This is a genomic window from Planctomycetota bacterium (genome assembly GCA_016872555.1).
GTDB lineage: Bacteria > Planctomycetota > Planctomycetia > Pirellulales > UBA1268 > F1-20-MAGs016.
Window position 1 is genome coordinate 1 of record VGZO01000016.1, and the last position, 21,870, is coordinate 21,870.

The following is a 21,870-nucleotide window of genomic DNA, read 5'->3' on the forward strand; positions in this document are numbered from 1 at the left end:
CGGCCGCTCGCCGGCCCTCCCGACACCTGGCTCAACCTGATCCATGTCGCCGACGCGACGGCGATCGTGGCGCTCGTCGCCGACCATCCTGCTCCCGGTCCGTTGTATGTCGTCAGCGACGGCCATCCCGTGCGGCGTGCCGAGTGGTATGCGGAACTGGCCCGCACGATCACCGCCCCGGAACCTGCCTGGGAGCCGACGGCTCGCCGCGTCCGCGGCGGCGACAAGCGCGTCGATCCGACCCGAGTGCTCCGTGAAATCGCCCCACCGCTTCGCTATCCAGACCCGTTTGCAGGGTTGCGGGACTGCCTCGCGGATCCCTGATCTCCCGGCTCCCGCGGCTCACTGCAGGGCCGGCGCCGGCACGGGATCCTGCTTGCCGAGATCGAGTTGGGCGAGGCTCGCGATTCCGCCGGCGAGGGCCTGCAGGTAATCGACGGTGACCGCCATCGCTTCGTCGAAATAGAAGTCCTTCTTGACGACCGGACGCCCCGCACCGGGCGCCTCTTCGGCGGCCTTTTCCTCGACCTCTGCGGCCTTCCCCTCGTTCCACTGCCGCTCGAACTCGGTCTCGACCAGCGAGATCGTCTTCTCGCTCTTCCGCTTCGAGTACCGGGCGATGTCGTCGGCGACCTTGCGGAAGTCGGCGCTGGCCGCGACGCGGGCCGACGAGCGCTCGCGCAGCGTCCGCACGATGTCTTCCGTCACCCGGCCGCTGTCGGCGAACTCGGCTGGTTTGACCTTGTCGACGGTGATCGCGTAGTCGAGATCGGATTCACCGACCGGCAGATGATTGCTGATGCTGGGCAATTCGATGTCGCTCTTCACGCCCTCGAGCTGGGTGCTCACCCCACCCGGCCGGTAGAACTGCTGCTGGGTGATCTTGATCGCCCCCAGGGACGGGGCGTTGGGCATCCGCTGGAACAATTCGCGACCGATGTCGAGAAGCCCCTGGACGGTCCCCTTGCCATGGGTCGACTCGTCACCGATGACGAGCCCCCGGTGGTAGTCCTGGATGGCACCGGCGACGATCTCGCTGGCGCTGGCGCTGAACTTGCTGGCGAGCACCACGAGCGGCCCGTCCCAGACGACGCCGGGATCGGGATCATCGAACTGCTGGACGACCTTGTTGGCATCCTTGATCTGGACGACGGTGCCGGTGTTGATGAACAGTCCGGTGAGGGAGATCGCCTCGGGGAGCGAACCACCCCCGTTGTTGCGCAGGTCGAGGACGATGCAATCCACCCCCTGGCGCCGGAAGTCCTCGATCAGCCGCTTGCAATCGCGCGTACTGCTCTTGTACTCGGGTTGCCCCTGCCGGGCACCAGCCATGTCCATGTAGAAACTCGGCAGGTTGATGAACCCGATCCGGAACGGCATTCCGTCGGGCTTCCGGCCGGCCTCGATCAATTCGCCGCGGGCTTCGCTGTCGGTGAGCTCGATCTTCGACCGCGTGATGTCGTAGATCTTCGGTGCCGTCTGTCCGACGGGGATCACCTTCAGCCGCACGATCGTCCCGCGCTTGCCGCGGATCAGCTTGACGACCTCGTTGATGTTGAGATCGACGACGTCGACGATCTCACCGTCCGGCCCCTGCCCCACGCCGACCACCCGGTCCTTCTTCTGCAGCCGGCCGTCTCGGTCTGCCGCGCCGCCCGAGACCAGTTCGGCCACCGTCGTGAATCCGTCCTCGTTCCGCAGCTGGGCACCGATGCCGTCGAGCTGGAGCCGCATCTGGATCTCGAAGTTCTCGAGTGTCGACGGCGACATGTACGTGGTGTGCGGGTCGAGGCTGCTGGTCAACGCCGTCAGGTAGGTCTCGAGCAGCTCGTCAGACGTCATCTGGTGCATCCGCTTCGAGAAGCTCCGGTAGCGCCTGTGGAGCTTTTCCTTGGCCTCCTCGGGCGGGGTCTTCTCCATCTTCTGCACCAGCAGGTCGTACTTGATCCGCTTGCGCCATTGGCTCTCGGCCTCGGTCTCGTTCCTCGCCCACGACGTCGCATCGCGGTCGATCGTCATCGTCTCGGCGACGGTGAAGTCGTGCGGCTCGTCGATCAGGCGCTCGATCAACGGCAGCCGCGCATCGACACGTTCGAGGAACCGCTTGAAGACCTCGTAGGCAAACGAGACGTCACCCTTCTTGACGAGGTCGTCGAGGCTCTCGCGCTTCTGCGAGAGGGCGTCGATGTCGCTCTGGATGAAGTAGATCTTCATCGGGTCGAGCGCTTCGAGGAACGTCGTGAACCAGCGCCGGGCGATCTCGTCGTCGATCACCCGGCGGGTGAAATGCTGGCGCTCGAGCAGATTGCGGACGGCGAGCGTGATCTGCCGGTCGTTCGGCCCCGGCTTCTGGGCGGTGACGGGGCGGGCGGCCTCCTGCGCTGCTGCCGAGGCGGCGACGACCAGCACCATGACCAAGCCGGCGGTCGTACCGCGGCCCCGTCCACTCACGTGCCTGCCCGTCGCGACGAACGTCTTCACGCGTGACCTCCTCCTCGGAACCGCTCCCGGCGGCGTCGCACGGGATACGGAACGACATTGTGCCAAGTCATGGCAGCCGTGACGAGGCGACCCTCGGCGACTGCGAAAAGCCTTCACCGTCGTGACGGGGCCCACCGTTCCGCGGGGGAAAACGACACCGCGTTGCCATCGCGAACCCCACGCGACCGACGTGTACTTCCCGGCTTGCCATTTCTCCAGACTATGCGGGGCATGCCGGCATGTCGTCGATCCGGTGCGGCCACACGGCGGCGATCCGATCGGCGAGGGCTGCGGCGATCGCCGCGTCGGCACCGAGCCGCGCGGCGAGCAACCATTCGATCGCCGGATGCGCCGCTCGGGCCGCGGCCACGGCGGCGGCGACGTCCCGCTCGACCGCCCCGCTGAACAACAGATGCGGCCGGACGACGACCCGCCGCGGACCTGTGGCCCCGGCATCGGCGAGAGCCTCGGCGACCGTCGGTCGTGCTGCCGCGACGAACCCGGTGAGCGTCCGCCACGCACGCGGTCCGCCCGACTGCCGATCGACCGCCGCGACCAATTCGGCGAGGCGTGCTTCGGCGCCGCCATCGCTCGCCCCCCGCCCCACCACCACGTCCACGGTATCGGCGACAGCGACGGCAGCGCGGCCGGCCACGGCCTCGGCGCGGCGCCGTGCCGCGAGGGCGACGATCGCCGGATGGATGCCGAGCACGTCCGCCTGGACGAGGCACGTCGCCGTCGCTGCCGCGGCCGCCGCAAGGGCGTCGGGGACGTCGCGGCGAGCGTGGCCGGCGGCGAACAGGAGGAGCGGGGCGACGACGACGGTCCTGCAGCCGCGGTCACGGAGCCGCTCGAGGCCGGTCATGATCGACGGCTCGAGGAGCTCGAGAAACGCCCCCTCGACGGCGATCCCGTCGCACTGCACGGACAGCAGATGCGTGACGGCGGCAGTCTCCTCCGCGCCGATCGGGTCGCGGGTGCCGTGACCGACGACGAGGATGCCGCAGCCAGCCGCCGACTCGGCCGACCTTGGAAAAAAACCGGTGTCGCCGTCCATGCCCCCCCCCGTTGTCGACCGCGGTCTCCCGTCCCCGCCACGGTGATCGTACGCCACCCGCACCGGCGAGCGGATTCCGCGGAAGGCGGAGCTATAGTTGGTCGGAGGGTCGAGTTCTGCGTCGTCAAGCGCCCTTCAAGCACCCTCCGGGGGCTCGGCCGTGTCGCCGACTTCGTTCGCCGCAGCCGCGACCGGCACCGACGCGGTTCTCGACCTGTTCGTCGGCGACCGGCCGGGACCATCGTATCCGTTGTCCACCGACCGGCCGACCACGATCGGTCGCTCGAGCGACGCCGACATCACGATCGCCGATCGGTTGGTGAGCCGGCTCCACGCCACCATCCGGCCCGATCCCTCGGGATGGACGATCGCCGACCTCGGGAGCCGCAACGGCACACGGCTCGACGGGGTGACGATCACCGAAGCGACGCTCCAGCCGGGGGCCGTGATCGGCATCGGCACCCATTCGCTGCTGTTCCGCTCCCCACGCGGGCGCGCGGTGCTGGCGGCGCCGAACGGCTGGCGCGTGCGTTTCATCACGCCGCTGGCGGAGCTCGTGGGCAGCGCACTCGGCGCGCAAACCGGACCGGCCGAACAGATGACCCGGTTTCTCGCCGCCACCCGGCTGTTGGGCTGCCACGGTTCGGGCGACGTCGCCACGACCGTGGTGGAGCTCGTCGTCGCCAACTGTGCCGTGGCCGGCGCGGCCTGGTTGCCTGCCGCGGCCACCACGGAGTCGGTCGCCGCCGAGCCGGCGGGCGAGGTCCTCACCGGGCTGATCGAGGGAGCCCTGCGTCAGGCGATCGTCTCCTGCGGAAGCGTCGTCTGCCTCTCCCCCGAGCGCCCGACCGCTTCCGATGGCGGAGTCGGGGATCTGGTCTGCGTGCCGGTCGGACCGGGTCCCGACGGGCTGCTCGCCATCCGGGCGACCGAGTCGCCGCTCCGCAGTTCCGATCTCGACTTCCTCGCCGTGGTCGCCTCACTCGCCGCAGCGCGGCACGATACCGGTCCCACCGGGGCCGGGCCGGCCGACAAAGCGGCGTTCGTAGCCGCGTGCCCCGACCTGGAGATCACGGCCTGGGAACGGGTCCTGATCGGTGAAGCCATCCGCCGCCACGGCGGCAATGTCGGTGCCGCCGCCCGTGCGCTCGGACTGAGCCGCGCGACGCTGTACAGACGGCTGGGAAGCGGGCCGCAGGGCTGACCGACGGCCCCGGAGTCATCCCCCGGAAGTGGCCGCACGGTCGGGCATCGTCTGCAGCCGCACGACGAGCAGCGCCACGCCCGTGAGCACGGCGACCGCGGCGGCGTACGGGAGGACGTGCGACGGGTGCAGGCCGAACAGGACCGATCCGAGGAACGGACCGATGATCCTGCCCAACGACGCGAACGACTGGTTCACACCGAGCACCTCCCCCTGCCGCGTCGCGTCTGCCTGCCGTGAGATCAGCGCCGATACGGAGGGGTTCACGCAGGCGAACCCCGCCACCGCGATCGCGGCAGCGACGTAGAACAGCGTCATCAGCCACCGGTTCCCGGCCGCGTTGCCGTCGCGGTACACCCACCAGGCGATGAATCCGAGGAGGCCGAGCCCGACCACCAGCAGGCCGACACCGGCTGCGAGCATCCGCTGCTCGGGAAATCTCTTCGCAAGCGGCCGATAGGCGCCCCCCGCGAGGAGGAGCATCAGGCCGATGAAGGCGAACACGAGGAAATTGCCGTTGTCGTCCATTCCGAAGGCCGCCTTCGTCAGTCGCGCCAGCGTCGCTTCGAAGTTGGCGAAGGCCACGATCGAGAGGAAGTAGACGAGCACGAGGCTGCCGACGGCGGGCATCGCCAGCACCGCCGTCATCCGCGACAGCCCGGTCCGCTGCCGCTCCCCCGCGCCCCCTTCAGGGCGCGTCTCACGGAACACGAGCGCCGCAATCAGCAACGCCACGGCCGACAGCGCCGAGGCGATCGCTCCCACTCCCCACGGCCGCTGCTGGAACAGCGCCAAACCGAAGTACGCGATCAGCGGCCCGAGCGTGAAGCCTCCCCCGAAAGCGATCCCGATCAGGGCCATGCCGCGGGCGCGATTGGCGGGCGTGGTGCAGTCGGCGATCACGGCAGCGGCGGTTCCGACGCTCGCCCCCGCGATCCCGGCTCCGACCCGCGACAGGAGCATCAGGCCGATCGCGAGGGCTGCCTGCTGCCGCGACGGCACCGGGTCGGAGGGGACCGTCACCGCGAGGGCGTACAGGGCATAGAAAACGACCGATCCGGCCAGACTGAGGAGGAGCAGCGGACGGCGCCCGACCCGGTCCGACAACCGCCCCCACAGCGGGCTGAACAGGAACTGCATCAGGGAAAAGGTCGAGAACAGGATGCCGATCACCGCCCCGATGGCCGGATCGGTCAGTCCGAGCGCCCGCAGGTAGGGCTCGGCCTGCCGCGGCATCACCGGGAGCACGATCCCGAACCCGAGCAGGTCGATGAACACGGTGAGGAACACCACCAACAGGGCGGCGCGGCTGGCGGCCGGCGCGGCTCGGTCGGTGCTGCTAGACTGCCCGGGCATGAAGGGGATTCCGCTGACTTTCGGCCGTGATCCACCGGCGGCCATGAGCGTGTCGGAGCTGAACGCCCGCGTCAAGAACCGCCTCGAACCGGGCTTTACCGACATCTGGGTCGGTGGCGAGGTCTCCAACCTCGTCCGCGCCGTGTCGGGGCACCTCTACCTTTCGCTGAAGGACGACGATTCGGTGGTCCGCGCCGTCATCTGGCGGGCCACGCTTCCCGGGCTCGCCCTCGAGCCGGTCGACGGGCTGGCGGTGGTCTGCCATGGCCGCCTCGAGGTCTACGCTCCGCGCGGGACGTACCAGCTCTCGATCGATCGCCTCCATGCCGTCGGCACGGGGGCCCTCGAGGCGCGGCTCCGGCAGCTCGAGGCCAGGCTCGCCGCCGAGGGGCTGTTGGCCGAGGACCGGAAACGTCCGCTGCCGACGGCGCCGGGGCGGATCGCGCTGGTCACCAGCCCCGCCGGTGCGGCGATCGCCGACTTCCTCGAAACGCTCGCGGCACGCTGGCCCGCCTGTGCAGTGGTCGTGGTACCGGCGCGGGTCCAGGGCGCCGGAGCCGCCGACGAGGTGGCGGCCGCCATCGCCCGCGCCGGTCGCCTGCAGCCCCCCGTCGAAGCCGTCGCCGTGGTCCGCGGCGGCGGTAGTCTCGAGGACCTGTGGTCGTTCAACGAGGAGGCGGTGGCCCGGGCCGTCGCCGCCTGTCCGGTACCGGTGGTGTCGGGAGTCGGCCACGAAACCGACGTCACGCTCTGCGACTTGGTCGCCGACGTCCGCGCCCTGACGCCGACCGATGCGGCAGTCCGGCTGAGCCCCGACCGCCGTCCGCTGCTCGCCAACCTCGCGGCACTCGAGCCGCGTCTGGCCGCGCTGATCTCCCGACGGATCGAAACGGAGCGCGTCAGGCTCGATCGACTCGCCTGCTCCCGGGCGCTGTCGGTCCCGCGGCGGCTCGTCGCCGATCGCCGGGCGGCCGTGGTCGCCGGGCAGGAGCGCGTCGCCCGTGCCGCCGCCGTGGCACTGGCCCGGGCGGGGGAGCGGCTCGCCGCCGCGACCGCGCGCGTCGAGGGAGTCAGCCCGCTGCGGATCCTCGCGCGCGGGTATTCGGTGACCACCGTCGCACGCGGCGTGGACCAGACGCTGGTGCTCCGCGACGTCGCTGGCCTGGTTACCGGCGACAGGCTGTCGACGCGTTTGGCACAGGGGCGCGTCGAGAGCGTGGTGGAGCGGATCATCCCCGACGACCGAACAGACGGGGCCCGGTGCGGTGACACCGGGGCCCGGTGAACCCGCCACCGCCGCCGGTGCGGCAGGCTTTTCGAGGGACTTTTCATGCGACGCCGCGACGAGCCTGAACCCGGCCCCCCTCCGGCGGCCGAACAACCTCCCTCGTCCACGCCGATCGCCGGACAGGAAAAGACGGCGCAGTCGACTTCGTTCGAGGCCGGTCTGGAGCGACTCGCCCGGATCGTCGACCAACTCGAGGCTGGCGAACTGGGGCTGGTGGAGTCGATCGACGCCTACGAGCGGGGGATCGTCCTCATCAGGCAGCTCCACCACCAACTGTCGGCCTGCGAACAGCGCGTCGAAATGCTTGCCGCTGCTGATCCCCCGGCACGTGGCGAGAGCGGTCTGCCAGCCGGTCCCGATCCATCGGCGGCTGCCGGACGACCGGCAAAGCCCGACCGCTCCGCCACGGGGACCACCGGACGTGCGGGGCGGACTCGGCGGCTTCCCGGGATGGACGATTCGCCGCCCGGCGTCTAAACTTTCTCGAAGTTTCTCGCGTTTTTGATCATGATTCCCCGGGCCCGGTCAGTACCAGTGACCGGTCGACCCGATCGCAGGTGGTCCCGGCCGGGATGGGGAGCCGGGGGGCGGGGTCAGTGACCCACCGCCCACGACCACGTGGCCGTCCGCCCGCCCCGGTGTCCCTCTCGAGCCACGTCATGCCAGCGGTCGGATCGTCCTCGGTGGTGGCCGCGGCCGACCCGGCTGCTGAATTGGCGGCCGTCCGCGCGTTCGTCGATCCGCGACTCGACGGTGCACTGGCGACTTCCGGCGACTCGTCGCCCCGGCTTGCAGAGGCGATGCGCTATGCTCTGCTCGCGCCGGGCAAGCGGCTCCGTCCGGCACTCGTGCTGTGGGCCGCCGAGGCGGTCGCGCCCGACCGATTGTCGCGTGCTGCGGCCTGGGAGGCGGCGGCCCCGGCGGCGGTGGCAGTCGAGATGATCCACGCCTACTCGCTGGTCCACGACGATCTCCCGGCGATGGACGACGACGACCTGCGACGGGGCCGCCCGACGTGCCACCGGGCGTTCGACGAGGCGACAGCGATCCTCTGCGGCGATGCCCTCCAAGCGCGGGCATTCGCCGTCCTGGCGGGCGGCATGCCGGCGACGACCGCCGCCCGCGCGCTGGGAGTGCTGGCCACCGCAGCCGGTCCCGACGCGCTCGTCGGAGGGCAGGCCGACGACCTCGCCTTCGAGCGCGGCTGGCAGCCGGATCTGTCGACCGCAACGGCAGCGGACCAACTGGCGTGGCTGGAGCGGGTCCATCGCCGCAAGACCGGGGCGCTGTTCCGGGCCGCGGTGATCCTCGGCGGACTGGCGCTGGAAGCCGACGAGCCCAGCCTCGCGCTGCTCGACGAGTACGCACGCCACTTCGGCCTCGCCTTCCAGATCGCCGACGATCTCCTCGATGCCGAGGGGGACGAGGCAACCGTCGGCAAACGGGTCGGCAAGGACGCGGGACGGGGCAAGCTCACCTTTCCCACCGTCGCCGGACTGGAACCGAGCCGCCGTCGGGCCGCCGACCTCGCCGCTTCGGCAAAAACCGTGACCGCCACCCTCGGCACCCGTGCCACGGCACTCGGTCGGCTGGCGGAGTGGATCGTCGCCCGGGATCATTGACCCCCGTCCTCCGGCCGCCCGCTGCCGACCAGCCCCGTTCCACACCCGCTCCGACCGTTCCCCGCAGCCACAAGGACGTACCGGCGATGACGCGGCTCCTTCCGTCGATCATGTCTCCGAGGGATCTGGCCGATCTGTCGATCGAGCAGCTCGAGCAGCTCGCCGCGGAGATGCGGCGGAGCCTGTGCGAGGTGGCGACGACCCGGACGGCCCACTTCGCGTCGAACCTCGGCGTGGTGGAGCTGTGCCTGGCCCTCCACAAGGTGTTCGATTTCAGCCGCGACCGCCTCATCTGGGACACCGGTCACCAGATCTATCCCCACAAGCTGATCACCGGCCGGTTCGCACGGTTCGCGACGATCCGCACGCGCGGCGGGCTGATGGGGTATCCCAACCCCGACGAGAGCCCCTACGACTTGTTCATGACCGGTCATGCCGGCTCGAGCGTGTCGACGGCGCTGGGGTTGGCCAGCGGCGACGACCTCTGTGGGCGCGACGACCGGCGGAGCGTGGCGGTGATCGGCGACGGCGCCCTTCCCTCGGGGATCGTCTTCGAGGCGCTCAACAACGCCGGCTTCCTCAAGAAGCGGCTCCTGGTGATCCTCAACGACAACAAGATGTCGATCTGCCCGCGCGTCGGTGCACTGGCGGAGTATCTCGACGTGATTCGTACCAATCCCTGGTACCGCGGGATCAAGCAGCAGGCCGGCGAGATCATCAAAGGCGTGCCGATGGTCGGCGAGTCGATGGAGCGGATGCTGCTCAACGTCAAGGACTCGCTCAAGGCCACGCTCCACGGCGGCATGCTCTTCCAGGCCCTCGGGGTGCGCTATTTCGGCCCCGTCGACGGTCACTCGCTGCCCGGCTTGATCCGCTACCTCCAGCTCGTCAAGGACGAGGAGGGGCCGGTCCTCCTCCACGTCCTCACCGAGAAGGGGCACGGCTTCAAGCCGGCCGCCGACGATCCGGTGTTCTTCCACACGCCGGCGCCGTTCGAATGCGACGACGACGACTGCGTGATCGCGATCAAGAAGTCGACGGCACGGACCTACACCGACGTCGCCAGCGAGTCGATCGCCAAGGCGATGCGCCGCGATCAGACCGTGACGGTGATCACCGCGGCGATGTGCCAGGGGAACAAACTCGAGCCGGTCCGTGCCGAGTTTCCCACGCGGTTCTTCGACGTCGGGATCTGCGAGTCGCACGCCGTCGCCTTCGCGGCCGGGCAGGCCAAGGTCGGCTGCCGGCCGATCGTCGACATCTACAGCACCTTCCTCCAGCGTTCCTACGACCAGATCTTCCAGGAGGTCTGCCTGCAGAACCTGCCCGTCGTGTTCATGCTCGACCGCGCCGGTCTCACCGGTCCCGACGGACCGACCCACCACGGGTCCTACGACCTCGGCTACCTGAGGCTGTTCCCCAACATCACCGTCCTCGCGCCGGGCGACGAACACGACATGACGGCGATGCTCGATTGGGCGCTGACCCAGCCGGGGCCGGTGGCGATCCGCTACCCGAAGGCGGTCGTCGATCACCACCGTGGCGAGCGCGCCCCGATCGCCTCCGCGACCGCCGAGTTCATACGCGGCGGCGGCGACGGGCTGATCGTCGCCTGCGGGACCCTCGTCGGCGCGAGCCTCCAGGCGGCGGCCCTCCTCTCCGAGGAGGGGCTCGACGTCGGCGTCGTCAACGCGCGGTTCGTCAAACCCCTCGATCCGCGCCTCGTCGAGCGGATCGAAGCCGCTCCATGGGTCGTGACGGTCGAGGAAAACGCCCTGCCGACCGGCTTCGGGAGCGCCGTGCTCGAGGCCTGCGCCGATGCCCAGGCCGCCGCACCGCGCGGGGCGTTCGTCCTTCCGCCGGTGGTCCGCCTCGGTCTGCCCGATCGGTTCGTCGAACATGGCGAGCGCGGTGAATTGTTCGCCGAGCTCGGACTCGACGCGGCCGGGATCGCGGCCCGCTGCCGCGCGCTCGCCGGCCGGCAGGCGGCGAGCCTCGCGACGCCGGTCGCGGGCCGTTGAGCCGCGCGTGGAATCCGCATGCCAGCCCCCCGTCGCCTCGAGCCCGAACGCCCCCACGCCGGCGACCTCGCCATCGCCTTGGTGGCCTCCTCGGCCTCGGCCACGATCGCGACCGAGGCCGAGCGGCTGGCGGCATACCTTGTCGGACGGGGCCATCGCGCCTGGACCGCGACCGTGCCGCGGCGCGATCCGCGATCCGGGGCGCCCGAACGCGACGACGCGCCGGTGCTGCGCGATGCCGACCTGGTGATCGTGCTCGGCGGTGACGGCACGATCCTCCACACGGCCCGCTGGATGGCCTACCACCAGGTGCCGGTCCTCGGCGTCAACCTCGGAACGCTGGGATTCCTCGCCGACCACCCTCACGGGGACGTCGAGAGCGCGATCACCGCGATCGAGGCAGGGCGGTTCCGGCTCGTCGATCACATGCTGTTCGAATGCCACGTGCGCCGGGCCGGTGTCACCATCCACCGTGAACTGGGGATGAACGACGTCTCGGTCCTCGCCGGTCCGCCGTTCTCGATGATCGAGATCGTGCTCAACGTCGACGGCGAGTACGCCACGACCTACCGCTGCGACGGGTTGATCGTCAGCACCCCCGTCGGCTCGACGGCCTACAACCTGTCGGCCGGCGGGCCGATCGTGCGGAAGGATCTCGATGCGTTCATCTTCAATCCGCTCAATTCCCACGCCCTGAGCAACAGGCCCGTCGTCGATTCGGCCGAGCGGATCTACGACCTGTTCGTCCCCCACCCGAACGCCGGCTCGGCCTGCGTCGTCGACGGCCAGGTGGTCACGGGGCTGGAGGAGGGCGACTACGTCGCCGTGCAGCGGGCGGCACCGCGGTTCACGCTCGTCGAGACCAGCGATCGCGGCTACTATCGCACGCTGCGCGACAAACTTCATTGGGGTGGAGGGTTCCAGGCGACCGGCCCGCGGTTCACGCGCGCCGGCCCACCGGGATGAGACGGGCCCGGTGAATGGACTCCCGGAGCGTCCGACGCCGCAGTGGCCCGGACCCGTCCTGCTGGCAAGGAGACGAGGCATGGTCGCACGCGGGGCTGCCTGGGGACGGGACGGGAAAGCGCGTCATGGTGGCCGTCGGTGCGGCGCGGTCGCATTCCTCCTGGCCGGCATCACGCTCGCCGCCGGTGGTCGGGGACACGCCGACGAACCGGGCCCGGTGCGCCTCGAATACCGGTTCCGGTCCGGCGAGGTGCTGCCGATGTCGGTCGCCCACCGGGCGCTCACCGAGACGACGGTCGCGGGCACGCGGCAGGCCGTCGAGACCGCCACCGATTCGACGAAGCGGTGGCGGGTGACCGACGTCGACGACATGGGCCGGACGACGATCGAACACTCGGTCGACGACGTTTCGATGACGTCGCGCACCAGTGACCGCGGCGAGACGCGGTGGCGCAGCACCGACTCCAGCCCACCCCCCCCGGGCTACGAGACGTTCGCCGACAGCCTGGGGATCCCGCTCACGCGGCTGGTCATCGATCGTGCCGGGCGCGTCCTCGAGCGCCGCGAACTCCGCCCCCAGCCTCCGCCCGCGACCGGTGACCTGATGGTGGTGCCGTTGCCCGACGGGCCGGTCGCGGTCGGCGCCGAATGGACGGTGCCCCAGGAGGTCGTCGTCGAAGTTCCGGGGGGGCCCCGTCGCGCCGTCCGGACGCGGCTCCGCTACCGTCTCGACGAGCTCCGCGACGGCGTCGCCGTGATCCACGTCGACACCACCGTGCTCACCCCGATCGACGACCCACGGGTGGAGGCCCGGCTCCTGGAACGGATCTGGGACGGCACGATCCGCTTCGACATCGAACGGGGTCGGGTCGCGAGCCGGTCGACGACGATCGACCGGCGGGTCGTCGGGTTCAGCGGTGCCGAGTCGAGCCTGCGCTACAAGGCGAGCCTCGAGGAACGTCTTGCCGGCCCCTGAGTGGCGGTGATCGCCGGCCCGCGCTCGACCGTGCTTGCCCGCCGCGATCGACTGAAGTATGGTTGCTTATCGGCCGATGATCCTGCGGCTTTTGTGCTGCTGCCCACCCGCGGGCGGAGGTGAATCATGCACGCGATCGCTTTGATTGCCGTCGTCGACCGCCTGCCGCTGGCCGGCTGAACCGCTCGATCGGACGTTCCCCGTCCGATCCGCCATCACGGGCCCGCTCCCCTGGTGATCCGGTTCCGAGCCCACCCGCTCGCTCCTCCGGGAAATCTCCGGTTTTCGCCGGTTTCCCGCAGTTTCCGGTGGCAGGTCTGACATCGCCTTTCGTGTTGCCCCTCCGGCGACCGTCGGCGACATCGCGCGCCCCCCGCGGCCCACGAGGCAGCTCCGGAAACCTGTCGTTTTCGGCTGCCGCATCCTTCCACTGCCACGTCCGACAACTCTCCCGGGAAAACCCCATGGCCAGCCGCCGTTCGCTCCGTCGTCGTTCGTCCCGTTTCCCGTCGCCCGAAGGCGACGACCAGCCGTCGTTCCCCCGTTCCTCCGCCGTCAATCGAAAGGACCTCCAGCTCTGCCGTCAGGTCGCCGAAGCCCTTCATCTCCTTCTCGGCGACTGCGGCGACGACATCCTCCGCGACCTCCACGTCGTCCAAGTGCTTCCCGCCCCCGACGCCACGCAGCTGCTCGTGATCGTCGGCGCGGCACCGGGAGACACGCCTCCCGATCCCGGCAGCGTTCTCGAGCGCCTCCAGGCGCGCTCGGGGATGCTGCGCGCCGGCGTGGCCGCGGCGATCACGCGCAAGCGTGCGCCGGCACTGCTGTTCGAGTACGCCGTGCCCCGGGTCGCGGAGGATCACCGATGACGCATTCCCCATCGCCGGTGACACCGCGGACGTGGCTGGTCGCGCCGCTCGCCGCAGACGTTCGCCGTTCGATCGACCGGCTGGCCGGATCGGCCGACGTCCGGCAGGTGGCGGTGATGCCCGACGTCCACCGGTCAGGTGACGTCTGCGTCGGAGTCGCCGTCGCCACGTCCGGCCTCGTCTACCCGGCGGCCGTCGGTGGCGACATCGGCTGCGGGATGGCGGCCCTGCGCTTCGACGCGGCGGCCGACATCCTCGCCGCCGAGGCCACCGCGCTCGAGATCCTCCGCGGGTTCCGCGGGGTGGTGCCGGCGCTCAAACGGCGGCGTGCGGACGCCGTGGGTGGGCCCGACCCGGAGCGCCTCTCGGCCGCGGCCCTCGCGCGCGCCGCGCGGCGGGACGGCGCGTGGCAGCTCGGCACACTCGGCCGCGGCAATCACTTCCTCGAACTGCAGGCCGACCAGGAGGGGTGGTTGTGGCTGATGGTCCACAGCGGCTCGCGCGGCATCGGCCGGGCGATCGACGCCTGGCACCGCCGCACCGCGGTGCCGGTGGACGATGGCGGGCTGGCCGCGCTTGATTCCACCACCGCGGTGGGCCGGGCGTACCTCGACGACGTCGCCTGGGCGCGGGAGTGGTCGCGTGCCAACCGGGCGTGCATCGCGCGGGCGGCTGCCGAAATCCTCCGGACCGTGTGCGGCGCCACGGCGGAATGGGGGACGCTGGTCGACTGCGACCACAACCATGTCCGCGCCGAGTCGCACGACGGGGTCGACCTGCTCGTGCACCGCAAGGGGGCCCTGTCGGCGCGCGCGGGCGAGCGTGGGCTGGTACCAGGGTCGATGGGGACGGCGAGCTTCCACACCGTCGGACGGGGCTTCGCGGCGGCGCTCGAGTCGAGCTCCCACGGCGCCGGCCGGGCGCTTCCCCGCGGCACGGCGGCGGAGCGGATCGACGCCGGCCGGCTCGTGCGGGAGATGCACGGCGTATGGTTCGACGCGCGCCGCGCCGGCCAGCTGCGCGACGAGGCACCGTCGGCCTACAAGGACATCCGCGCCGTGATGCGCGCCCAGCGCGAGTTGACCGCCGTCGAACGCGAACTGCGGCCGGTCCTCAGCTACAAGGCGACCTGACGCCTGCGAAGCCCGTCAGCCGACGAGCAGCAGATCCTCGACGCGGCGGATCACGTCGGCGACTCGCCACGTCGCGTCGGCGAGCATCAGCGGGCGGTCGGTCGCGAGCCAAGCCGCGACAGTCTTGTGGGCCGACAACACCGTCGAGTGGCTGCGCCTGCCGAAGTAGCCGCCGATCTCGGCAAGCGCGGCTGCCGTGTGCCGCCGCGCCAGGAACATCGCCAGCATCCTCGGGTGGTTCACCGCGCGCCCCCTCGAGCGCGCTTGGAGCGAGCCCGGGGCCAGCCCCAGCGCCGTGCACACCGCCCGGTCGACGTCGGCGATCCGGACACCGCGGTGGCACGAGCGGATCAGGTCGGCGAGGGCTTCCTCGGCCAGCCCGACGTCGATCGGCATTCCGAGCATCTTGCTGGCCGCCTCGAGGCGGTTTACGGCGCCGACCAACTCCCGCGAATGGCGGACCAGCCTGGTGGCCACGAAGGCCACGACGTCGTCGGGCAGTTCGAGCCCCCGTCGGGCGGCCAACGAGACGACGATCCCGCGGCGCGACGCCTCGTCGGCCGGCTGGATCCGCGCGCTGATGCCGCCGCGGAGACGGGCCTGGAGGTCGGCTCCCAATTCCGTGATCGTGTCGGGGTCGCGATCGGCCACGAGCACCACCTGGCGACCACGGCGCAGCAGGGCGTCGATGGTGTGGCACAGCTCCGTGACCGTGGCCCGGGCATTGCGGCCGGCGAAGAACTGCAGGTCGTCGATGGCGAACAGTTCCGCCGCCCGGCAGGTGCGCCGGAATGCGGCTGCCTGCCCTCCGTGCAGCGCCTGGAGAAACGCGGTCGTGAACTGCTCCGCCGTCTGCGCGACGACCGCACCGACCGCGGCACGGTGCCGGACGCGCTCGCACAGCCCGTCCACGAGGTGCGTCTTCCCGCACCCTCCCGGGCCGACGATCACCAGCGGTGACACCTGTCCCGGTCGGGCCAGCGCCATCTCGACGGCGGTCCACGCCATTCGGTTGCCGGCGCCGACGACGAACTCCGCCAGCCGGGCACCCGGAACACCGCGCCCCGGTTCGGACGGACGGCCGACGCCGATGGCGGCATCGCACGGGATCGGCGCGACGGACCGCTTTTCGTCAACCGGCGGCGCCAGCGGCATCAGCGCCCCGCGGCCGGCCGTCGCGGTGATCTCCCCGGCCTCGGGAACGGCGGCCGCATCACCGCCGGCCGGCAAGCCTTCCGGGGCGCACGCCGGCACGGCCGTGACCCACTCGACGGTGGCCGCCCCGTCGATCACCTCCCGGGCGGCGGCGACGAGGTCGGGGTGGAAGCTGCGCTCGAGCCACTGCCGGGCGAACGCCCCACCGACGACCACGCGCACCGTCCGGCTGCCGGACGGGGCTTCGAGAACTTCGATCGCGGTGCCCTCTGTGAACCAGACGGAGAACCGCTCGGGTCCGATGCGCCGGCGCACCGCCGCGCGAAACTGCTCCGTCGCCTCGACGGCGACACACCCAGCGGCCCGATCATCGACGACCCGGAGCCCTCCCCCGGACGCGGTCGGCGACCGATCCCCGCCGGCCTGAGGACGGCTCGACTCCTCGTGCAGCGACGACGCGCGAAGCGATCTGGCCGTCCGTGCCATGGGGTCGTTCCAGATAGGCGACCTGCATCCATCGGCAGGCGCCGCCACCGCGGGAATCGCTTCCCAGACGTGACGAACGAGGCGGAGTATAGGGGGGCATCGCGTGCTGTCAATTCATGACAGCATTGCGGCGTCGCACGGGAAAAAAGAGCGCAGCTCGCGCGCTGGTGCAGCCGTCAGTCGTTGACATCCGCGCGACGTGTCGAAAACGTGCAGCCGGTGGGGGGAGACACGCACCGGCGGATCAATGCCCGTCGGCTGTCAGGAGGCGAGCCGCGCCGAGGTCGCCGTCGCGGTGGCACGCTCACCGGCTGCCGAGGCGAGCTCCGTGCGGGCCAGCTCGTCGGCGAGTGGCACGCCTGCCGGGCCGGGCAGCGCCGCCGCCCAGTCGGCGACCCGCGATGGCTCGCGGCGCACGCGCGATGCCCCCGGGCGGTCGGCGCCCGACGTCGCCCACGCCTCGGCGTCGTCGGAGAGCCGGACCAACAGCCGCTCGATCCCGGCGCGGTGCCACTCCAGACCGTCACGGTCGAGTCCCTCGGGCACGTGGATCGCCCGGCTGACCACCGCCCGGGCCCGCGACCAGGGGCGCGGCACCGCGAACCGGTCCCAGGTCCGGAGGCGCCACGGCCGGTCGAACCCCAACCCCATCGCCACCAGCGGGATGCGGAACGTGCCGGCGAGGTAGACGCAGCCGGTCGCCAGCCGGCGCCGTGGACCGCGCGGACCGTCGGGGGTGATCGTCAGGTTGCCGGTGCGGGCCCGTTCGGCGAGCTGGCGGAGGACCACCGAACCGCCGTGGAACGTGCTGCCGCGGACCACGCCGAACCCCATCATCCGCGCCACCTTGTCGAGAACGTTGGCATCCCAATGCCGTGACAGCAGCATCGCGATGTTGGCATGCCCGCGGAGGTGGAGGGGGAGGAGGATCGCCTCGTGCCAGAACACGAAGATCTTCGCGCCACGGAAGTCGGGATGCACCGGATCGACCGTGGGATCGCCGAAGTCGGCGCGGTAGTCGAGCGTCGCCATCCAGTGGCGGATGGCGGCCGTCGCCACCAGGGAGGTGGCGCCGATGGCGAGGGGCGACGTGATCTTCATCGCGACAGGTCCTCCAGGTTCGCTTCGGGGCACGGGGGCCACCGCCCCGCGCGCGGGTCAGCCGCCGTACCACTCGCCGACGAACACCTCCTCGGCGGGCCCGGTCATCGCCACGCCCCCCCCTTCGGCCCAGTCCAGTGCCAATTCACCGCCGGGGAGCTCGGCGACCACCGCGCGGCCTGCCCGGCCACAGAGGACCGCCGCCACGCAGACCGCCGCCGCACCGGTCCCGCAGGCCTGCGTGATCCCGCTGCCGCGCTCCCAGGTCCGCATCCGCACCCGGTCGCACCCCAGCACGGTGACGAAGTGGACGTTGGTGCGTTGGGGAAACGCGGCGTGGCGCTCGACGCGCGGTCCGATCGCCTCCAACGGTACGCGGGCCACGTCGCGGCAGAAGTAGATGGCATGGGGGTTGCCCATCGACACCGCCGTCAATCGTGGGTCGAGGCCCGCCGCGTCCCACCAGGGCTCGGCAGGACCGAGCGTCGCGGTCGGCTCGTCGACAATCGGAGTTCCATGGCGAGGTGCGCCGGTGACCGCGGCGGCATGGTCGACGGGCACCACGTCGGGCACGAGGATCGGGACCCCCATGTCGACGCGGACGACCGACTTCCGCGGGCCCTGCGGGGTGACGACGACGGTGAGCACGCCACGGCCGGTCTCGATCGTCACCGGCCCCGGGGGGGCGTGGCCGCGCGACACGACCAGATGGGCGACGCAGCGGATCCCGTTGCCGCACATCTCCGCTTCGCTGCCGTCGGCGTTGAACATCCGCATCCGCGCCTGGGCGACGGAGGACGGCTGCACGAGGATCAAGCCGTCCCCGCCCACGCCACGGTGCCGGTCGGCGATCAGCGGTGCGATCGCCGCCGGATCGGCCGGCGTCGGCTCGCGGAAGCAATCGACGTACACGTAGTCGTTGCCCGCTCCGTGCATCTTCACGAACCGCAGGGTGTCGGTCGGCATGGTCGGGGATCTCCGCAGGGGCGACGGACGTGGCCTACCGTACCAGCGCCGGCCCGACGGCGGCGGTCCTCGTCGCCTGCTGGGACTGGAGCTGCTGCAGGGCCGCCGTCAGCGTCGGGAAGGCCTCGGTGCTGATCTCCGGCTGGGTGAGCGTGCCGTCGACGTGGACGAGCATGAACTGGCCGCTGGCGCCCCCGAGCACGCGCTTCATTACCGGCAACTGCGCCTCGGCGTCCCCCATGATCGGCCGGAGGGTGAGGCTGACGCGCGAGTCGAAGTCGATCTCGCCGTTACCGACGAGGCTGATGACGTCGCCAGCCAGTTCGATGGTGTCGAGGTAGACGTGCGGACCCTCGACGCGGAAGTCGACGACGCTCGAGCTGAAGGCCCGCCGGTCGGGGACCTTGACCTGCAGCACCTTGAGCAGCGCGACCATCACCGGCAGTTCGTAGATGTCGGCGTCGCGGAGCCGGACCTGCCCGCGGCCCGCCAACGAGTACTCGCCCGACCGCGACCCGGTGAGCTCGGCGACGGCGTGGACGCGCCCGCGGTAGGGCGTCGCCGCCGGCCCGCCGCCGTCGGCGGTGAGCTGCTCGAGGTCGGCCTGGCCGAGGGCGAGGGCGACGGTGAAGCCGCCGCCGGCGCCCGGGGCGACCGTGCCGTCGAGCGTTAGCACGCCGCCGGCCATCGTCGCCACCAGCCGGCGCGGCGCGACGGTGACCTGCTGGACGGCGGCGGTGCCGAAGCGGACGCCGTCGGGACCGGCGCTGAACGGGCCGTTGACGTCGGTGAGCTGGTGGCCGCGCCACCACGCGCTGTCGATCGCCACGTCGCCGGAGGCGTGCCAGGTGCGGCCGTCGGCGGCCCCGGTGAGGCGGACGCCGCCGTGGACGTGGTCGAGCGCGACCCCGACGTCGAGCCCCCCCTGCTCCATGTCGAAGCGCATGTCCCAGGTGGCGGCGGCGGGACCGGGGCGGCCGTCCGCGGCGAGCGCCGTGGAATAGATGTCAAGCGTGCCGTCGATCGACAGCAGCCCGCGCGGCCGGACGGCCTGGACGCTGGCGCGGAGCCCCGCCGGCAGCGCCTGGAGGAGATCCTGGTCGGCGCGGAAGCGGTCGGCGGAGAGCCGCTGGAATGCCACGTGCCAGCCACCATCCGGGGTGAAGCGGCAGGTTCCCGCGGCGGCGACGGTGGTCCGGTCGTGGGCGGCGCGGACGTCGTCGAAACGCAGCCAGCCGTTTTCCCAGGTGAGCCTCCCCTGGAGGCGTTCGAGACGGTACGGAAACCAGCTCGGCTCGATCGACACCGTGTCGCCGGTCGGCCGGGCCTCGAGGGCCACGCTCGTCGAGCGCGCCTTGACGCGGTGCCGCACCGTGGCGGTGAACTCGGCGTTGCCGCGGGGATCGAGGTCGTCCCAGACGTCGCGCACGCCCCGCGGCAGGGCGTCGCGCAGCTCGCGCTCGAGCACGACGCCGGTCCCGGCGAGCTGGAGCACGAGCTCACCGTCGCCGTCGGCCGCGGGGACGAGCTGGCCGGAGCAGCGCACCGTGCCGGTGTCGTTGCACCCGCTGACGTCGTGGATCGTCCACTGGCCGTCGTGCATGCGCACGTCACCGGTGACGCGTGACAGCGGATAGGGGAACCCGGCGTAGCGCATGCTGCAGTCGACGAGATGGATCGCCAACCGATTCGACTGGCCGGTGGGGAACGCCGGGGAGCGCTCGTGCTGGAACACGAAATCGAACGTCCCCTCGGCCTCGAGGGCCCGGACGATGCCGGCGCTGCGCGCCGGCAGGGCGGCGAGCAGGGCATCGTCGACCCGCATCGAATCGCCGCGGACCTCGAGCAACCCGACGGTGCCGGTCGGCCCGCTGCGAAACGCTCCCTGGACGTGGACCGGATGGCCACCCGCCTGGCCGGTGAGGTGGATCGACAGCGCCCCGCCGTCGAGGGTGACGGTGCCGACCGTGCGGTCGATCCGGTAGGGGAAGCGGTAGTGTGTCAGCGACGCGTCGCGGCAGTGGATCGTGACCTTGGGTTCGAACGCCCCGCCGCGCCGGGCGAGGCGGGCGCGGAGGTCGATCTCGCCGCTGGGCATCAGCTTGCTCCACTGCGCCGCCCACGACTCGGGCAGGCAGCCCTCCCACTGGCGCCCGACGACGAGCCGGTCGGCCTCGACGACGGCTTCGAAATCGGCCGTCGGCGACCACCCCTCGAGGCGGCCGCCCCCACGCACCAGCGTCGATCCGGAGTGGGCGGTGAGCTCGCGGACGGTGAGCCCGCTCCGGTCGGCGGTGAACGTCGCGACTGCCGCCGACAGCGGGAACGGAAAGGACGGGTGCTCGAACTGCCCCCCCTCGAGCCGCCCCGCGACGGCGACCGTCGCCAGCGCGGGTGTCGACAGCATGCCGTCGACGCGCCACTCGAGGCCGATGCGCCCGCGGACGGCGTTCGTCAAGCCGGCGACGGACCGCGCCGTCGGCGCCGGCAGCAGCGCCACCATCCGCGGACCGACGTCGAGCCCGTCGAGCCGTCCGTCGACATGGAACGTGTCGGCGGCCGTGGCGACCACCCCGGTGAACGAACAGCGTTCGAAGACGTCGCCGGCGAAACTGCCGCGGAACCGGGCGGTACCGTCGGCGCCCGGGGTCAGTTCTGCCGCGACCTGCCGCAGCGTGACCCGTGCCGCGGTGCCGACCCCGTCGACGACGACCGTCGCATCCTCGACGGTGACCGGCGGCAACGCCATGCCACCGGGCCGCGCCCCGAGCAGCCGGGCGACGCTCCAGCGGCCGTCGCGCTGGACGGCGTGCACCACTCCCCGACGGACGTGGGCGGCGGTGATCCGCGGGGTGCCCCCCGCGAGCTCGGCGAGGCTCGTGCCGCAGGCGAGGCGCAGTTCCTCGACCCACACCAACTGCCGCCACTGGTGCGGCAGCGACGGATCGGCGATCGTCACGCCACGGACGACGATCCCCTGCCCCTCGACGACGGCAGCGTTGACCCGCACCTCGAGTCCCGGCCACGTGGCGGCGAGGCGCTCCTCGACGCGGCGCCGCACCTCGGCATCGAGCCGCGCCGGCCCGAGCGCACCGGCGGCGACGACCGCGGCGACGGCCAGCGGCACCGACCAGCGCACCAGCGTCCAGAGGGTGTCGTTGACCGTGGTCACGGGGATGCCGGCGCGAC

General features: G+C 71.5%; 16 protein-coding genes. 9 read left to right on the forward strand and 7 right to left on the reverse strand.

Annotated features, from left to right (window positions below):
- Positions 1–342: 342 nt before the first annotated feature.
- Together FJ309_07315 and FJ309_07320 are read right to left on the reverse strand one after the other, a co-directional pair.
- Positions 343–2,481: a tail-specific protease gene (locus tag FJ309_07315; protein MBM3954407.1), complete on the reverse strand. Its 2,139-nt coding sequence runs from the start codon at positions 2,479–2,481 to the stop codon at positions 343–345.
- 220 nt (positions 2,482–2,701) lie between these two features.
- The gene (locus FJ309_07320) at positions 2,702–3,538 is read right to left on the reverse strand and encodes a hypothetical protein (GenBank protein MBM3954408.1); all 837 of its coding nucleotides are present in this window, start codon (positions 3,536–3,538) and stop codon (positions 2,702–2,704) included.
- A gap of 97 nt (positions 3,539–3,635) precedes the next feature.
- On the opposite strand from FJ309_07320, the gene FJ309_07325 reads away from it, so the two are divergent.
- Positions 3,636–4,742, forward strand: a complete 1,107-nt coding sequence (locus FJ309_07325; protein MBM3954409.1) for an FHA domain-containing protein — start codon at positions 3,636–3,638, stop codon at positions 4,740–4,742.
- Positions 4,743–4,757: 15 nt separating this feature from the next.
- Here FJ309_07325 and FJ309_07330 read toward each other — a convergent pair whose 3' ends face one another.
- A complete protein-coding gene (locus FJ309_07330; GenBank protein ID MBM3954410.1) occupies positions 4,758–6,203 on the reverse strand; it encodes a TCR/Tet family MFS transporter in 1,446 nt (481 codons plus the stop codon).
- On the opposite strand from FJ309_07330, the gene xseA reads away from it, so the two are divergent.
- From xseA to FJ309_07370, 8 genes are all read left to right on the forward strand, one after another.
- Positions 6,013–7,383, forward strand: coding sequence for an exodeoxyribonuclease VII large subunit (xseA, locus tag FJ309_07335; protein ID MBM3954411.1), 1,371 nt, complete (start codon positions 6,013–6,015; stop codon positions 7,381–7,383). The two genes, FJ309_07330 and xseA, sit on opposite strands and share 191 nt — an antisense overlap.
- Positions 7,384–7,428: 45 nt before the next feature.
- Complete coding sequence (gene xseB, locus FJ309_07340) at positions 7,429–7,863, forward strand: exodeoxyribonuclease VII small subunit (protein ID MBM3954412.1); 435 nt, start codon at positions 7,429–7,431, stop codon at positions 7,861–7,863.
- A 182-nt stretch (positions 7,864–8,045) separates the two neighbouring features.
- Positions 8,046–9,008 (forward strand): polyprenyl synthetase family protein, encoded by a 963-nt coding sequence (locus FJ309_07345; GenBank protein MBM3954413.1) that lies wholly within the window; start codon positions 8,046–8,048, stop codon positions 9,006–9,008.
- Positions 9,009–9,094: 86 nt separating this feature from the next.
- Complete coding sequence (gene dxs, locus FJ309_07350; protein ID MBM3954414.1) at positions 9,095–11,029, forward strand: 1-deoxy-D-xylulose-5-phosphate synthase; 1,935 nt, start codon at positions 9,095–9,097, stop codon at positions 11,027–11,029.
- A gap of 18 nt (positions 11,030–11,047) precedes the next feature.
- Positions 11,048–11,995: an NAD(+)/NADH kinase gene (locus FJ309_07355; protein ID MBM3954415.1), complete on the forward strand. Its 948-nt coding sequence runs from the start codon at positions 11,048–11,050 to the stop codon at positions 11,993–11,995.
- A 79-nt stretch (positions 11,996–12,074) separates the two neighbouring features.
- Complete coding sequence (locus FJ309_07360) at positions 12,075–12,971, forward strand: hypothetical protein (GenBank protein ID MBM3954416.1); 897 nt, start codon at positions 12,075–12,077, stop codon at positions 12,969–12,971.
- Between the two features lie 464 nt (positions 12,972–13,435).
- Complete coding sequence (locus FJ309_07365; GenBank protein ID MBM3954417.1) at positions 13,436–13,840, forward strand: ribosome-binding factor A; 405 nt, start codon at positions 13,436–13,438, stop codon at positions 13,838–13,840.
- A complete protein-coding gene (locus FJ309_07370) occupies positions 13,837–14,973 on the forward strand; it encodes an RtcB family protein (protein MBM3954418.1) in 1,137 nt (378 codons plus the stop codon). Before FJ309_07365 ends, FJ309_07370 begins: the two co-directional genes overlap by 4 nt.
- A 15-nt stretch (positions 14,974–14,988) precedes the next feature.
- Here FJ309_07370 and FJ309_07375 read toward each other — a convergent pair whose 3' ends face one another.
- The 4 genes from FJ309_07375 to FJ309_07390 all read right to left on the reverse strand — a co-directional run bounded on the left by FJ309_07375 (position 14,989) and on the right by FJ309_07390 (position 21,853).
- The gene (locus FJ309_07375) at positions 14,989–16,614 is read right to left on the reverse strand and encodes an AAA family ATPase (protein MBM3954419.1); all 1,626 of its coding nucleotides are present in this window, start codon (positions 16,612–16,614) and stop codon (positions 14,989–14,991) included.
- Between the two features lie 261 nt (positions 16,615–16,875).
- Entirely contained in the window at positions 16,876–17,715 is an 840-nt protein-coding gene (locus FJ309_07380; protein ID MBM3954420.1) for a DUF374 domain-containing protein, read from the reverse strand.
- Between the two features lie 57 nt (positions 17,716–17,772).
- The gene (locus FJ309_07385) at positions 17,773–18,666 is read right to left on the reverse strand and encodes a diaminopimelate epimerase (protein MBM3954421.1); all 894 of its coding nucleotides are present in this window, start codon (positions 18,664–18,666) and stop codon (positions 17,773–17,775) included.
- A 49-nt stretch (positions 18,667–18,715) separates the two neighbouring features.
- A complete protein-coding gene (locus FJ309_07390; protein MBM3954422.1) occupies positions 18,716–21,853 on the reverse strand; it encodes a hypothetical protein in 3,138 nt (1,045 codons plus the stop codon).
- Positions 21,854–21,870 lie beyond the last annotated feature (17 nt).

Excerpts from the sequence above, each read along its gene's own strand:
- FJ309_07380 (MBM3954420.1), bottom strand. The coding sequence starts at position 17,715 with ATGAAGATCACGTCGCCCCTCGCCATCGGCGCCACCTCCCTGGTGGCG.
- FJ309_07360 (MBM3954416.1), top strand. The coding sequence starts at position 12,075 with ATGGTCGCACGCGGGGCTGCCTGGGGACGGGACGGGAAAGCGCGTCAT.
- FJ309_07375 (MBM3954419.1), bottom strand. The coding sequence starts at position 16,614 with ATGGCACGGACGGCCAGATCGCTTCGCGCGTCGTCGCTGCACGAGGAG.
- FJ309_07370 (MBM3954418.1), top strand. The coding sequence starts at position 13,837 with ATGACGCATTCCCCATCGCCGGTGACACCGCGGACGTGGCTGGTCGCG.
- dxs (MBM3954414.1), top strand. The coding sequence starts at position 9,095 with ATGACGCGGCTCCTTCCGTCGATCATGTCTCCGAGGGATCTGGCCGAT.
- FJ309_07355 (MBM3954415.1), top strand. The coding sequence starts at position 11,048 with ATGCCAGCCCCCCGTCGCCTCGAGCCCGAACGCCCCCACGCCGGCGAC.
- xseA (MBM3954411.1), top strand. The coding sequence starts at position 6,013 with ATGAACACGGTGAGGAACACCACCAACAGGGCGGCGCGGCTGGCGGCC.
- xseB (MBM3954412.1), top strand. The coding sequence starts at position 7,429 with ATGCGACGCCGCGACGAGCCTGAACCCGGCCCCCCTCCGGCGGCCGAA.
- FJ309_07345 (MBM3954413.1), top strand. The coding sequence starts at position 8,046 with ATGCCAGCGGTCGGATCGTCCTCGGTGGTGGCCGCGGCCGACCCGGCT.
- FJ309_07320 (MBM3954408.1), bottom strand. The coding sequence starts at position 3,538 with ATGGACGGCGACACCGGTTTTTTTCCAAGGTCGGCCGAGTCGGCGGCT.
- FJ309_07365 (MBM3954417.1), top strand. The coding sequence starts at position 13,436 with ATGGCCAGCCGCCGTTCGCTCCGTCGTCGTTCGTCCCGTTTCCCGTCG.
- FJ309_07330 (MBM3954410.1), bottom strand. The coding sequence starts at position 6,203 with ATGTCGGTAAAGCCCGGTTCGAGGCGGTTCTTGACGCGGGCGTTCAGC.